We start from the raw sequence: 13,351 nt of genomic DNA on the forward strand, positions 1-13,351 counted from the left end.
CAGTGGTCAGCGTGCCGTCTGACAGGGCGGCCGGTGGGGGGACGTGATGACGGCCTGTCGGGGGTACTGGATTCCGGGGCACGAGCCCCGGGCTCCCGGCCGGAAGTACCGTCCGGCCGGGAGTCTGGCAGTCAGATGAGCAGGCTTCCCTGCAGCTCCGCGCGCAGGTCCGGGGTGAGGACACTGCCGGCGCGGTCCACGAGGAGGGCCATCTCGTAGCCCACGAGGCCGATGTCGCACTCGGGGTGCGCGAGAACGGCCAGCGAGGATCCGTCGGACACGGACATGAGGAAAAGGAATCCCCGGTCCATCTCCACGACCGTCTGGTTGACGGCGCCACCCTCGAAGATGCGGGAGGCACCGGCGGTCAGCGACGTCAGACCGGAGGCCACGGCCGCCAGCTGATCGGCGCGGTCACGCGGGAAACCTTCCGACATCGCCAGAAGGAGTCCGTCGGCGGAGACCACCACGGTGTGGGACACCCCAGGGGTGTTGTCCACGAAGTTGGTGATCAACCAGTTCAGGTTCTGTGCCGCCTGGCTCATCGAACTCAACTATCGCTCCTGCTGGTAAGTGGGGTCGACGTGGTAACTGCCGGTCGCGGGGCCGGTGGTGCCGGCCTGACGCCCCTGCTGGATACCGCGGCGGAGGTTGGTGAGACGTCCCCGGACATCGTCCGGGGAACGCGATACCTGCGGGCCTGCCTGTGCTTCGGCCTGCTGCTGCGCCGTGCCGGCCACGAGGTTCGCTCGCGGTACGCGACGGGGCAGCCCCGAGGTGGTGATGCCGCCCGCGGCGGGCTGGCGCACGCGCTCGGCCTGTCGCATCAGCTCGTCGTTCGGCGACGAACGCCAGCTGACGGTCGGCATGGCGCCGGTCGCGGCGGCATCGGCCGCCGGCTCCTGGCCCCGCTGCGGCAGCTGGGGCTGCGTGCGCTGCGGAGCCGGCGCGGACGGGGCGCTCTGCTGCGGCTGCTGGGGCACGGCCGGTCCCTGGTCGGCGGGCTGCTCGCCCTCCTGACGGAACCAGTTCGACTCCAGCGTGTCGAAGATCGGGCTGCGCCCCTCACCCTGGTTCCGGGCCGGCGGCAGGGCCTCCGGCTGCGGAGCCTGCGGCAGGCTCGGGGCCTCCGGGCGCGGAGCCGCCGCCGGCGAGGGAGCGGCCGGGTAGCCGCCGCCCTGCTGCGGGGCCTGCTGCGGAGCCTGGTGCCGGCGGCTGTAGCCGCCCACCCCGGGGCCGCCGCTGCGCGGCGCCTGGAAGTCCTGGCGGTCGAACTGGCCGGTGGTCGAGGCCGGGCCGCTCAGGTCCGCGGGCCCGCGCAGCTCCGGACGCTCGAACTGCCCGGTGGTGGACGGGTCCAGGGGACCGCGCACGTCGGGACGCTCGAACTGGCCGGTGGTGCTGTTGGCGGGGTTGCCGCCGGTGGCCTGCGGGAAGGGGGCGTTGTAGTCCGGGCGGGCGAACTCGGCCGTCGCGCCCGGGCCCGAGAGCTCGTCGTGACCGCGCGGGACGTCCTGGCCACCCTGACCACCGGCACCCCAACTGGTGCCCTGCGGGATCCCGGTGGGAGACGTACCGGCGCCGGCGCCCGGGAGCTCCGGACGCGGCGCGCCACCGCGCGGCGGCAGCTGCGGCCGCTTGCGCTGGGTCGGCGCCGGGGCGGCGGACTGTTGGCGGTCCTGCTGCTGCGGAGCCTGCTGGGGCTGCGGCTGCTGCGGACGCTCGAACCCGTTGCCCTGCGGGAAGGCGGAGGGGGTCTGACCCGGACGACCCTGAAGGCCACCGGTCGTGGCGCCGGGCGTACGCCCGGGCAGCGGGGCCGGGCTGCCGAAGGGGCCGCTCTGGCCGTTCGGCGCGCCGGGACCGGCCTGCGGACGGGTCGGCGCGCCGCCCTGCTGCGGACGGGTGCCGGGGCCGCCCTGCGGCGCCTGACCCGGACCCTGCGCACGCTGCTGCTGGGGACCCTGACCGGCGGAGCCGTCGCGCCCCGGCAGTGCGGGACGCGGCCCGCCGCCGGAGACCTGACCGCGCTGCTGGCCGGCGCCCACCGGGGGACGGGCGTTCCCACCGGGAACGGAACCCTGGCCGCCCTGCGGGCCACCCTGGCCGCCGGAGCCCCCGGGGCCGCCCTGACCGGGCATCGGGGCCGGCTTCTTGCCGCCCTGGGCGACGTCGACCGGCAGCATGACGAGGGCCGTCGTACCACCCGAGTCGGAGGGACGCAGCTGGATGCGGATGCCGTGTCGCAGGGACAGGCGACCGACCACGAACAGGCCCATGCGGCGGGAGACGGAGACGTCCACGGTCGGCGGCGACGCGAGCCGCTCGTTGATCGCGGCGAGGTCCTCGGGGGAGAGGCCGATGCCGGTGTCGTGGATCTCGACCAGCACCCGGCCGTCGGGCAGCGCGTGACCGGTGACCTTGACCTTCGTCTGCGGGGAGGAGAACGACGTGGCGTTCTCCAGCAGCTCGGCGAGGAGGTGCACGAGGTCGTTGACGACGCGGCCGGCGACGTCGGTGCCGGGCACCGACGAGAGTTCGATGCGCTCGTACTGCTCCACCTCGGACGCCGCGGCGCGGAGCACGTCGACGAGCGGGACGGGGCGGGTCCACCGGCGGCCCGGCTCCTCGCCCGCGAGGACGAGGAGGTTCTCGCCGTTACGGCGCATGCGGGTCGCGAGGTGGTCGAGCTTGAAGAGCGAGGACAGCTGGTCCGGGTCGGCCTCGCGGGACTCCAGCTCGGAGATGAGCGAGAGCTGACGCTGGATGAGGCCCTGCGAGCGGCGCGAGAGGTTGGTGAACATCGCGTTGACGTTGCCCCGCAGGAGGGCCTGCTCGGCGGCGAGGCGGACGGCCTCACGGTGCACGTCGTCGAAGGCCGCGGCCACCTGGCCGATCTCGTCGCGGGTGTGCAGACCGACCGACTCCACGGACGTGTCCACGTCCTGCGGGTCGGACTCGGAGAGCTGCTTGACGAGCTCGGGCAGTCGGTCCTGGGCGACCCGGGTGGCGGTGTCCTGCAGACGGCGCAGCGACCGGATCATGGACCGGGCCATGACGAAGGCGCCGACGAGCGAGACACCGAGGACGAGGAAGATCAGGGCACCGTTGATGATGGCGTCCTGCTGCGACTCGTTCCTGAGCTCGCGGGCCTTCTGCTCCATGTCCTCCAGGAGCGACAGCTCGATGGTCTTCATGGCCTGGAGCTTGGTGCCGTCGGCGTCGTACCAGTCCATCCAGGACCGGTACTGCTGCTCCTTGGCGAACTGCCCCTCGGTGGACAGCACGCGGCGGGTGTAGTGGTCCGCCTTGCTGATCTCCGGGTTGCCGTCGCCGAGGGACGCGGTGAGCTCCTCGGAGCGGCCCTGGTAGACGAGTTCGAAGGTCTTCTTCGACTGGCTCTCGCCGCGGAGCGCGGAGAGCGCGTACAGGCGGTCGTTCTCCTTGAGCGTGCCGGTCGTGGCACCGCTCTCGGGGAGCGACGCGGCGATGATCGCGCGCTGGATCGAGGCGTACTCCTTGGCCGAGGAGAAGGAGGCCAGGGCGCGCGTGCGCTTGATCATCTCGGGGTTGGACGTGGCCTGGGCCATGTCCTGCGAGAGGGACAGGAGCGAGACGATCAGCGCGTTGTACTCGGTGACGGTCTGCTGGGCGCCGTTGTCGTACGCCTTCTTGCGGATGTCCTCGATGCCGGTGAGCTGGCGGCCGATCTGCAGGATGTTGTTGCGGATCGACTTGAGGGTCTCGTCCTTGTCCTCCGTGAGGCTGACCTTGTCGGTCGCCGCGGCGAAGGCCTCGGCGGCGGCGTCGGTCTGGTCACGGACACCCTGGACGAGCGAGTTGGGCTTGGCGGTGCCGACCTTGGCGGGGTCCTTGGCGGCCACCGACAGCGGACCCGCCGACTTGTCCCGCTCCTCCTGGAGCATGGCGGCCAGGTTGGTGGCCTGCCGGGTCATGGTCGTCAGCAGCTGCATGTGGTCGAGCTGCGCGATGTCGTTCAGCGAGTCGTTGATGCGGAAGCCACCGAGCGTGGTGGCGGCGACGACCGGCAGGGTCAGCAGCGACACGAGTCGCGTGCTGATGCGCCAGTTCTGCATGGCGAGGCGGGAACCGGACCCCGTGGGGGCCTTCGGTATCGCCACGTCCTGCCCGGCGGCCGACTCGCTCTTGCCCTTCGCCTTGGCCAAGCCCTTGGGCTTCGCACGACCCTTCGCCTTCACCGTGGCGGAGGCGTCGGAGCTCGCACCCTCGACAGCCGGCCCGCGGTTCTGGGCGTGCTGGGGCGAGGAGCCACGGTCGGTCCCGCCGCGCGGCTCCTGCTCCGCCGCAGCGCTGCCATCCCTCTTGAATCGTCCCTGCACTAGCGTCGCAACCTCTGGACCAGGCGTCCCGCCGGGTGACCGGTGGGACGGTGTCGAGTCGTGGGGCACTGACGGCCCCATGGTGGTCGTCGGTGACCGGCGCGTCTCCCTCTCCTTGCCGCCGCGCTCGGCGCTGAGTCGCGCCACCTGCGCGCCGGCTGATTCCCGCGGCGGTCCCGCGAATTCCAGCACAGTGGAGGATCTCCAACAAGGTGTGCGCGTCGGGCTGGCCGGCCGGTCACGGCACGTGAGTGGTCCGCTACTCGATGTGGTACCGGTACCGGGAAAAACCGGACTTACACCGACCAAACACCGTGGCCGGCAAGGTGTCCCAGTCCTCATGATCAGGAGCGGAATGCCGCATTCAGTGGCGCAATGTCCGTTTCGTGAAGCGGAAGCGACTGCCCGTTATGCCCGTAATGCCAGGTCATGGGTGAGCAAACTCACATAGCCGTGGCCATTACTTCCCGGTTCAGCCGGGGATTCAGATGTTTAGCCTTGCCCTTTGCAGGGTTGGCGCCAGGGTTGGCGCATCCGACAACCATCACCCGACGAGCGAGCCGAGGCCCCGAACTCCGATGAAGACGACGATGCTGATCCGCAACATAGCCAACCCCCGCCGCACCACCCTCGCGCACCTCAAGGACGCCGAGGAGCTCCAGGTGCCGCCGGTCGCGGAACACGCCGTCGAGCTTCCGGCCCAGACCGCGAACCCGCGGCGCACGATCCTGATGGACGCGCCGGTCGCCGCCGCGCAGTAGACGCGGACAAAGAAGCGGGGCCCCGCTGCCTGCCGCGTTAGCCTGGAGTCCGCAGACTCCACCAGGCCGGCAGACAGAGGGGCAGACGCAGCACGTGCGCATCGCCAGGTTCTCGATCGATGGAAACGTCGCGTTCGGCGCGGTCGAGGGCAGCACCGCCCCCGGCGACGAATCGACGCTCGTCCTCGACATCATCAAGGGCATCCCGTTCGCGGACTTCGAGCTCTCCGGGGTCAAGGTCCCGCTCGCCAAGGTCCGCTTGCTGCCGCCCGTGCTCCCCAACAAGGTCGTGGCCATCGGCCGCAACTACGCGGAGCACGCCGCGGAGCTCGGCCACTCCCTCGTGGACGCCGACGGCCGCCCGGAAGCCCCCATCACCTTCTTCAAGCCCTCCACCTCGGTGGTCGGCTCGGGGGACCCCATCACGTACCCCTCCTTCTCCGAGGAACTCCACCACGAGGCGGAGCTCGCCGTGGTGATCGGCCGCATGTGCCGCGAGGTCCCCAAGGAGCGCGTCAAGGACGTGATCCTCGGCTACACCTGCGCCAACGACGTCACCGCGCGCGACGTCCAGCGGCGCGAGAAGCAGTGGGCGCGGGCCAAGGGCTTCGACAGCTCCTGCCCGCTCGGCCCCTGGATCGAGACCGATCTGGACCCGACCGACCTGACCATCCAGTGCACCGTGAACGGCGAACAACGCCAGCTCGGCCGCACCGGCGACATGATCCGCTCCATCGAGGACCTGGTCGTGCACATCACCGAGGCCATGACGCTGCTCCCGGGCGACGTCATCCTCACGGGGACCCCGGCCGGAGTCGGACCCCTCAACGTCGGCGACGAGGTCGCCGTCACCATCGAAGGCATCGGCACTCTCACCAACAAGGTGATCAAGCGTGGCTAACGCGAACGTCCGCGTACGTTTCTGTCCCTCCCCGACCGGCAACCCCCACGTGGGCCTGGTCCGGACCGCTCTCTTCAACTGGGCGTTCGCCCGCCACCACGGCGGCACGTTCGTCTTCCGCATCGAGGACACCGACGCGGCCCGCGACTCCGAGGAGTCCTACGGCCAGCTGCTCGACTCGCTGCGCTGGCTCGGCTTCACCTGGGACGAGGGCCCCGAGGTCGGCGGCCCGCACGCCCCGTACCGCCAGTCCCAGCGCATGGACATCTACGCGGACGTCGCGAAGAAGCTCCAGGACGGCGGCCACGCCTACCACTGCTACTGCACCACCGAGGAGCTCGACGCGCGCCGCGACGCCGCGCGTGCGGCCGGCAAGCCGTCCGGCTACGACGGCCACTGCCGCGAGCTGACCGCCGAGCAGGTGGCCGCGTACGAGGCCGAGGGCCGCACCTCGATCGTCCGCTTCCGGATGCCCGACGAGACGATCACCTTCACCGACCTGGTCCGCGGCGAGATCTCCGTCGCCCCCGAGAACGTGCCCGACTTCGGCATCGTCCGGGCCAACGGCGCCCCGCTGTACACCCTGGTCAACCCGGTCGACGACGCGCTGATGGAGATCACGCACGTGCTCCGCGGCGAGGACCTGCTGTCCTCCACCCCGCGCCAGATCGCGCTCTACCGGGCGCTGATCGAGCTGGGCGTCGCCAAGACGGTCCCGGAGTTCGGCCACCTGCCGTACGTCATGGGCGAGGGCAACAAGAAGCTCTCCAAGCGCGACCCGGAGTCCTCGCTCAACCTGTACCGCGAGCGCGGCTTCCTCCCCGAGGGCCTGCTGAACTACCTCTCGCTCCTCGGCTGGTCCTTCTCCAAGGACCAGGACATCTTCTCGATCGAGGAGATGGTCGCGAAGTTCGACATCCCGGACGTCAACGCCAACCCGGCGCGCTTCGACCTCAAGAAGGCCGAGTCGATCAACGCCGACCACATCCGGCTGCTCGACCCGAAGGCCTTCGCGGCCGCCTGCGCGCCGTGGCTGGAGGCCCCGCACGCCAACTGGGCCCCCGAGGACTTCGACGCCGAGGCCTGGGAGCGCATCGCGCCGTACGCCCAGACCCGGGTGACCGTGCTGTCCGACATCACGGCCAACGTCGACTTCCTGTTCCGCAAGGAGCCGGTCGAGGACCAGGCGTCGTGGGACAAGGCGATGAAGGGCGAGCCCGCGGCCCTGCTGACGACCGCCCGCGCCAACCTGGAGACGGCCGACTGGAGCGACCCCGAGTCCCTCAAGCAGGCCGTGCTCACCGCCGGCGAGGCCCACGGTCTCAAGCTCGGCAAGGCCCAGGCCCCGGTCCGCGTCGCCGTCACCGGCCGCACGGTGGGCCTGCCGCTCTTCGAGTCGCTGGAGATCCTGGGCAAGGAGCGTTCGCTGGCCCGCATCGACGCGACCCTGGCCAGGCTCGCCGCCTAGGCATCGCCTGGGCACCACCCGTACGTCCCCCGGGGGCGGCGGCCGAAAAGGCCGCCGCCCCCGGGGCGTTTCGGCGTAGCCTCGGCCGTATGCCGATCAGTGCTGTGCTGTGGGACATCGACGACACCCTCTTCGACTACACCGGCGCGGACACGGCCGGCCTCGCGGCGCACCTCGCCGACGAGGGACTGGAGGCGCGGTACGGCTCGCCGGCCGAGGCGCTCGCGCTGTGGCGCCGTCTCACCGAACGGCACTGGGACCGCTTCGCCGCGGGCCGGGTGACCTTCCGGGAGCAGCGCCGGGACCGGGTGCGGGACTTCCTGGAGCGGCCCGACATGAGCGCGCCCGAGACCGACGACTGGTTCGACCGGTACGTCGCCCACTACCAGGCCGCCTGGACCCTGTTCCCCGACGCGGTGCCCGCGCTGGACGCCCTCGCCGACGGGTACCGGCACGGCGTGCTCTCCAACTCCTCGCTCGCCAACCAGGATCCCAAGCTGCGCCGGCTCGGCCTGCGCGAACGCTTCGAGGTACTGGTCTGCGCCGCCGAACTCGGCGTCAGCAAGCCCGCCGCGGAGGCCTTCCTGAAGGCCTGCGCGGCGCTCGGACTGCCGCCGGGCGAGGTCGCGTACGTGGGGGACCAGCCCGAGATCGACGCCCGCGGCGCCCGTGACGCGGGCCTCACGGCGGTGTGGCTCGACCGTCGAGGCGACGCGGGCCCGGGGCCCGAGGGCGTACACAGGATCGACGGACTCGGGCGGCTGCCCGCGCTGCTGGCCGCGGATACCCGTTTTGGAGCACGGTCAGGCATCCGGTAATGTTCTTTCTGCGCCGCCCGAGCGGGCCGAAAGGCCGGGATGGGGGCGCTAACCAAACGAAAGTGCCGCAAGGCCTTGAGTTTTGGTGGGCTATAGTGTAATTGGCAACACGAGGGTTTCTGGTTCCCTTATTCTAGGTTCGAGTCCTGGTAGCCCAGCGCAGTACAGAAGTAACGCAGTGCTTGCCCCCGTTGTGTAGCGGCCTAGCACGCCGCCCTCTCAAGGCGGTAGCGCCGGTTCGAATCCGGTCGGGGGTACAGATCCTTCCCGCGAGATCTCCAGGGTCGCACCCGGATGTTTTGATGCAGGATCGCTAGGGCCCCCGTTGTGTAGCGGCCTAGCACGCCGCCCTCTCAAGGCGGTAGCGCCGGTTCGAATCCGGTCGGGGGTACTGTGTCTAGCTGGTCTAGACCTTTGGGCTATAGTGTAATTGGCAACACGAGAGTTTCTGGTTCTCTTATTCTAGGTTCGAGTCCTGGTAGCCCAGCGCAGCACCGCAGTAACAGCTAGCCCCCGTTGTGTAGCGGCCTAGCACGCCGCCCTCTCAAGGCGGTAGCGCCGGTTCGAATCCGGTCGGGGGTACGCATCGAAGAGGCCCTCCGCGTTCATCGCGGAGGGCCTCTTTCGTATGTCCGGCGTCGGATCGCGCAGGCGGGACGGTCGCGCGACCGCCGCGCCGGCGGCTCGTGAATGCGGGCCCGGAGGCGCGTGTGCAGGACGTGTGCGGCGTCGTACGCGCCCCCGGACCCGGGGGAGTGGGGGAGGTCGAAAAGGGATCAGCCGGTTCGGCGCAGGGCCTCCGACAGGCGGGCGGCCGCGTCGATGACGGCCTGGGCGTGCATCCGCCCCGGGTGTCGGGTCAGGCGCTCGATCGGCCCGGAGACCGACACCGACGCGACCACCCGGTTCGAGGGTCCACGCACCGGCGCCGACACGGAAGCCACACCGGGCTCCCGCTCGCCGATCGACTGCGCCCAGCCGCGGCGCCGTACGCCCGAGAGCGCCGTCGCCGTGAAACGCGCGCCCTGGAGCCCGCGGTGGAGCCGCTCGGGCTCCTCCCAGGCCATCAGGATCTGCGCGGCCGAACCGGCCTTCATCGGGAGCGTGGAGCCCACCGGGACGGTGTCCCGCAGGCCCGACAGCCGCTCGGCCGCGGCCACGCAGATGCGCATGTCGCCCTGACGCCGGTAGAGCTGCGCGCTCTCCCCGGTCACGTCACGGAGGTGGGTGAGCACCGGTCCGGCCGTCGCGAGCAGGCGGTCCTCGCCGGCAGCGGCGGCAAGCTCTGCCAACCGCGGACCGAGGATGAAACGTCCCTGCATGTCCCTCGCCACCATCCGGTGGTGTTCCAGTGCCACGGCAAGGCGATGTGCCGTGGGTCGTGCGAGCCCTGTCGCCGCGACCAGCCCGGCGAGGGTGGCCGGACCGGACTCCAGTGCGCTCAGTACCAGAGCTGCCTTGTCGAGAACGCCGACGCCGCTAGAGTTGTCCATGAAACGATATTCGCGTCTCACACTGTGAAACGCAAGTTCAATTTTTCCAAGAAACAGCGAGTCTGTATGTGCGGGTCCACGAACCACTGGGTCCGAGCCTCGGTCCGGCGCGTGGGGTACGGACGATCAGGCGCACCGGATCTCTAATAAGCGCCGGCACAACCGGCCGGCCGGAGGGAAAGCGATGGGTAGGACACTCGCGGAGAAGGTCTGGGACGACCATGTCGTCCGGCGCGCGGAGGGCGAGCCCGATCTGCTCTTCATCGATCTGCACCTCCTGCACGAGGTGACCAGCCCGCAGGCGTTCGAGGGCCTGCGGCAGGCCGGCCGCAAGGTGCGCCGCCTCGACCTCACCATCGCGACCGAGGACCACAACACCCCCACCATCGACATCGACAAGCCGATCGCGGACCCGGTCTCCCGGGCCCAGCTGGAGACGCTGCGCAAGAACTGCGCCGAGTTCGGCGTGCGCCTGCACTCGCTGGGCGACGTCGAGCAGGGTGTCGTCCACGTCGTGGGACCGCAGCTGGGCCTGACCCAGCCGGGCACCACCGTGGTCTGCGGCGACTCGCACACCTCCACCCACGGCGCGTTCGGCGCGCTGGCCTTCGGCATCGGCACCAGCCAGGTCGAGCACGTGCTCGCCACCCAGACGCTGCCGCTGGCCCGCCCGAAGACGATGGCGATCACCGTCACCGGCGCGCTGGCCGAGGGCGTCACCGCGAAGGACCTGATCCTGGCGATCATCGCCCGGATCGGCACCGGCGGCGGCCAGGGCTACATCCTGGAATACCGCGGCGAGGCCATCGAGAAGCTGTCGATGGAAGCCCGGATGACCATCTGCAACATGTCGATCGAGGCCGGCGCCCGCGCGGGAATGATCGCCCCGGACCGGACCACCTTCGACTACCTCCAGGGCCGTGACCACGCGCCCGTGGGCGAGGACTGGGACGCGGCCGTCGCGTACTGGCGGACCCTGCGCACCGACGACGACGCGGTCTTCGACGCGGAGGTCGTCATCGACGGCGCCGCGCTCTCCCCGTTCGTCACCTGGGGCACCAACCCGGGCCAGGGAGCGCCGCTCTCCGCGAACGTCCCCGACCCTGCTTCGTACGAGGACGCTTCGGAGCGGCACGCCGCCGAAAAGGCCCTGGAATACATGGGGTTGACCGCCGGACAGCCGCTGCGCGACATCAACGTCGACACCGTCTTCGTAGGTTCGTGCACCAACGGCCGCATCGAGGACCTGCGTGCCGTCGCCGGCATCATCGAGGGCCGCAAAGTCGCCGAGGGCGTACGGATGCTGGTCGTTCCGGGCTCGGTCCGGGTCGCCCTCCAGGCCGTCGAGGAGGGCCTGGACAAGGTCTTCAAGGAGGCCGGCGCCGAATGGCGGCACGCGGGCTGCTCGATGTGTCTGGGCATGAACCCCGACCAACTGGCGCCCGGCGAGCGCTCCGCGTCCACCTCCAACCGCAACTTCGAGGGCCGGCAGGGCAAGGGCGGGCGCACCCACCTGGTCTCCCCGCAGGTGGCCGCGGCCACCGCCGTGCTGGGCCATCTGGCCTCGCCCGCCGACCTGTCCGCCGCCGACGCGACCGCCGGAGTCTGAACCATGGAAGCCTTCACCACCCACACCGGCCGGGCCGTCCCGCTGCGCCGCAGCAACGTCGACACCGACCAGATCATCCCGGCCCACTGGCTGAAGAAGATCACCCGCGACGGGTTCGAGGACGGGCTCTTCGAGGCCTGGCGCAAGGACCCGGAGTTCGTCACGAACCGACCGGAGCGCGCCGGCGCGACCGTCCTGGTCGCCGGCCCCGACTTCGGCACCGGTTCCTCGCGCGAGCACGCCGTCTGGGCCCTGCAGAACTTCGGCTTCAAAACGGTCATCTCCTCCCGTTTCGCCGACATCTTCCGCGGCAACTCGCTGAAGAACGGCCTGCTGACCGTGGTCCTGCCGCAGGAGACCGTCGAACGGCTCTGGAAGCTCACCGAGGCCGACCCCGACGCCGAGATCACGGTCGACCTGGTCGATCGCCAGGTCCGAGCGGAAGGCGTCGAGGTCGAGTTCGAACTCGACGACAACGCCCGCTGGAGGCTGCTGGAGGGGCTGGACGACATCTCGCTCACCCTTCAGAACGAAGCCGACATCGCCACGTATGAAAGCACCCGGCCGGGCCACAAGCCCCGCACGATTCGGGCCTGATTCCAGCCTGATCAGCGCTTATTCGCCTTCGGGTCATCACATCGACAACACTGTGCCCCTCGCCCTCCGGCGGGGGGCACAGCCGTGTGTTGAGGCCCCGTGAGGCGACAACTCGCCCCAGATGGCACAATCTGTGCATGGAACGCGACAGTCAACTTGAGCTCTACGAACTCGTCGCGGACCGATTGAAAGAAGCACACACAAGGGTGCGCTCACTGCAAGTCCCGGAGGGCGTAAGGATGGCGCTGTCCCGGAAGCTGTTGGTCGTCACGGCCGCGTCGAAGCATGATCTGGCCGATGCGGCAAGGCGCCTGGACAGGTTGATGAAGGACCTCGACGAGGGTCGATTCCCTGAAGGCGACTGATGCGAAGGAACTCCGTAACGGCCTACAACGTTGCGGCACTAGGGTGATTAGCCCGTTTCGTGTTTGATTTGCGGTATATATCCGCCTAACGTGCGAAATAAGCTTGAACACATTCGTTCTGGCGAAGTCTCCGAAGGGGAAGACGTGAACAAGGCGCAGCTCGTAGAAGCGATTGCCGACAAGCTGGGCGGCCGTCAGCAGGCCGCGGACGCTGTCGACGCGGTACTGGACGCGATGGTCCGCGCCGTGGTCGCGGGCGACCGGGTCTCGGTCACGGGCTTCGGCTCGTTCGAGAAGGTCGACCGCCCCGCCCGTTACGCCCGTAACCCGCAGACGGGTGAGCGCGTCCGGGTCAAGAAGACCTCGGTTCCCCGATTCCGGGCCGGCCAGGGCTTCAAGGACCTGGTCAGCGGCACCAAGAAGCTCCCCAAGGGCGACGAGGTGGCCGTGAAGAAGGCTCCCAAGGGCAGCCTGTCCGGCGGGGCTTCCGCCACGGTCAAGAAGGCCGCGGCCAAGAGGGCGACCACCGCCAAGAAGGCCGCCGCGAAGACCACGGTCGCGAAGAAGGCGACCGCGAAGAGGACCACGGCCAAGAAGGCCACGGCGACCGTCAAGAAGACGACCGCGAGGACCGCCGTCGCGAAGAAGGCCGCCACGGTCAAGAAGGCCACCCCGGCGGCGAAGAAGACCACCGCCACCGCCAAGAAGACCGCTCCGGCGGCCAAGAAGGCCACCGCGAAGACGACCGCGCCCGCCAAGAAGACGGTGACGCGCAAGGCCACCGCGAAGAAGACGACCGTCCGCAAGAAGTAGGGGCGGCGGTCACGCACACGCCGGGCCGGCTTCCCCCGCGGGGGGAAGCCGGCCCGCGGTGCTGTCCGGAAGGGAAACCCCGTCGGGGACGGCCCCGGAAGCGGAAGAGTGGGGACCTCAGAAGGTCTGGAGCGTGATCAGGGTGATCCGCAGGGCCCCGCCCTC

At 70.1% G+C, this 13,351-nt stretch carries 11 protein-coding genes and 5 tRNA genes; 13 read left to right on the plus strand and 3 right to left on the minus strand.

Going from position 1 to position 13,351, the window contains the following annotated elements:
* Positions 1 to 131 precede the first annotated feature (131 nt).
* Both OHA84_RS25285 and OHA84_RS25290 read right to left on the minus strand, forming a co-directional pair.
* The gene (locus OHA84_RS25285; protein WP_008739864.1) at positions 132 to 545 is read right to left on the minus strand and encodes a roadblock/LC7 domain-containing protein; all 414 of its coding nucleotides are present in this window, start codon (positions 543 to 545) and stop codon (positions 132 to 134) included.
* 9 nt (positions 546 to 554) lie between these two features.
* Positions 555 to 4,361, minus strand: a complete 3,807-nt coding sequence (locus OHA84_RS25290; RefSeq protein WP_053675054.1) for a nitrate- and nitrite sensing domain-containing protein — start codon at positions 4,359 to 4,361, stop codon at positions 555 to 557.
* Between the two features lie 578 nt (positions 4,362 to 4,939).
* Between OHA84_RS25290 and OHA84_RS25295 the strand changes: the two genes are divergently transcribed.
* The 9 genes from OHA84_RS25295 to OHA84_RS25335 all read left to right on the plus strand — a co-directional run bounded on the left by OHA84_RS25295 (position 4,940) and on the right by OHA84_RS25335 (position 8,891).
* Positions 4,940 to 5,122, plus strand: coding sequence for a hypothetical protein (locus tag OHA84_RS25295; protein ID WP_053675056.1), 183 nt, complete (start codon positions 4,940 to 4,942; stop codon positions 5,120 to 5,122).
* A gap of 94 nt (positions 5,123 to 5,216) precedes the next feature.
* The gene (locus OHA84_RS25300; protein WP_053675058.1) at positions 5,217 to 6,023 is read left to right on the plus strand and encodes a fumarylacetoacetate hydrolase family protein; all 807 of its coding nucleotides are present in this window, start codon (positions 5,217 to 5,219) and stop codon (positions 6,021 to 6,023) included.
* Positions 6,016 to 7,491, plus strand: coding sequence for a glutamate--tRNA ligase (gene gltX, locus OHA84_RS25305; protein WP_053675060.1), 1,476 nt, complete (start codon positions 6,016 to 6,018; stop codon positions 7,489 to 7,491). The genes OHA84_RS25300 and gltX overlap by 8 nt, the downstream gene beginning before the upstream one ends.
* 89 nt (positions 7,492 to 7,580) lie before the next feature.
* Positions 7,581 to 8,309, plus strand: coding sequence for an HAD family hydrolase (locus OHA84_RS25310; protein ID WP_266950080.1), 729 nt, complete (start codon positions 7,581 to 7,583; stop codon positions 8,307 to 8,309).
* A gap of 86 nt (positions 8,310 to 8,395) precedes the next feature.
* Positions 8,396 to 8,467: transfer RNA gene (locus OHA84_RS25315), tRNA-Gln, on the plus strand.
* A 26-nt stretch (positions 8,468 to 8,493) separates the two neighbouring features.
* Positions 8,494 to 8,566 (plus strand) — tRNA-Glu (locus OHA84_RS25320).
* 61 nt (positions 8,567 to 8,627) lie between these two features.
* A tRNA-Glu gene (locus OHA84_RS25325) sits at positions 8,628 to 8,700 on the plus strand.
* 24 nt (positions 8,701 to 8,724) lie between these two features.
* Positions 8,725 to 8,796 (plus strand) — tRNA-Gln (locus OHA84_RS25330).
* 22 nt (positions 8,797 to 8,818) lie between these two features.
* Positions 8,819 to 8,891, plus strand: a tRNA-Glu gene (locus OHA84_RS25335).
* A gap of 194 nt (positions 8,892 to 9,085) precedes the next feature.
* On the opposite strand, the gene ndgR is transcribed toward OHA84_RS25335, so the two are convergent.
* A complete protein-coding gene (gene ndgR, locus OHA84_RS25340) occupies positions 9,086 to 9,802 on the minus strand; it encodes an IclR family transcriptional regulator NdgR (protein ID WP_053675064.1) in 717 nt (238 codons plus the stop codon).
* A gap of 184 nt (positions 9,803 to 9,986) precedes the next feature.
* Here ndgR and leuC point away from each other — a divergent pair, with 184 nt between their 5' ends.
* The 4 genes from leuC (at position 9,987) to OHA84_RS25360 (ending at position 13,186) form a co-directional block, all read left to right on the plus strand.
* Entirely contained in the window at positions 9,987 to 11,411 is a 1,425-nt protein-coding gene (leuC, locus tag OHA84_RS25345; protein ID WP_053675066.1) for a 3-isopropylmalate dehydratase large subunit, read from the plus strand.
* Positions 11,412 to 11,414: 3 nt separating this feature from the next.
* The gene (gene leuD / locus OHA84_RS25350; RefSeq protein WP_266969637.1) at positions 11,415 to 12,008 is read left to right on the plus strand and encodes a 3-isopropylmalate dehydratase small subunit; all 594 of its coding nucleotides are present in this window, start codon (positions 11,415 to 11,417) and stop codon (positions 12,006 to 12,008) included.
* A gap of 137 nt (positions 12,009 to 12,145) precedes the next feature.
* Positions 12,146 to 12,373 (plus strand): hypothetical protein, encoded by a 228-nt coding sequence (locus tag OHA84_RS25355; protein WP_053675071.1) that lies wholly within the window; start codon positions 12,146 to 12,148, stop codon positions 12,371 to 12,373.
* A 144-nt stretch (positions 12,374 to 12,517) separates the two neighbouring features.
* Entirely contained in the window at positions 12,518 to 13,186 is a 669-nt protein-coding gene (locus tag OHA84_RS25360) for an HU family DNA-binding protein (protein WP_266969635.1), read from the plus strand.
* Positions 13,187 to 13,351 lie beyond the last annotated feature (165 nt).

This window comes from Streptomyces sp. NBC_00513, from assembly GCF_041431415.1.
In the GTDB taxonomy this organism is placed as follows: Bacteria; Actinomycetota; Actinomycetes; order Streptomycetales; family Streptomycetaceae; genus Streptomyces.

Coding starts and splice junctions, on each gene's coding strand:
- OHA84_RS25285 (WP_008739864.1), bottom strand. CDS start 545: ATGAGCCAGGCGGCACAGAACCTGAACTGGTTGATCACCAACTTCGTG.
- OHA84_RS25295 (WP_053675056.1), top strand. CDS start 4,940: ATGAAGACGACGATGCTGATCCGCAACATAGCCAACCCCCGCCGCACC.
- OHA84_RS25310 (WP_266950080.1), top strand. CDS start 7,581: ATGCCGATCAGTGCTGTGCTGTGGGACATCGACGACACCCTCTTCGAC.
- ndgR (WP_053675064.1), bottom strand. CDS start 9,802: ATGGACAACTCTAGCGGCGTCGGCGTTCTCGACAAGGCAGCTCTGGTA.
- leuC (WP_053675066.1), top strand. CDS start 9,987: ATGGGTAGGACACTCGCGGAGAAGGTCTGGGACGACCATGTCGTCCGG.
- leuD (WP_266969637.1), top strand. CDS start 11,415: ATGGAAGCCTTCACCACCCACACCGGCCGGGCCGTCCCGCTGCGCCGC.
- OHA84_RS25355 (WP_053675071.1), top strand. CDS start 12,146: ATGGAACGCGACAGTCAACTTGAGCTCTACGAACTCGTCGCGGACCGA.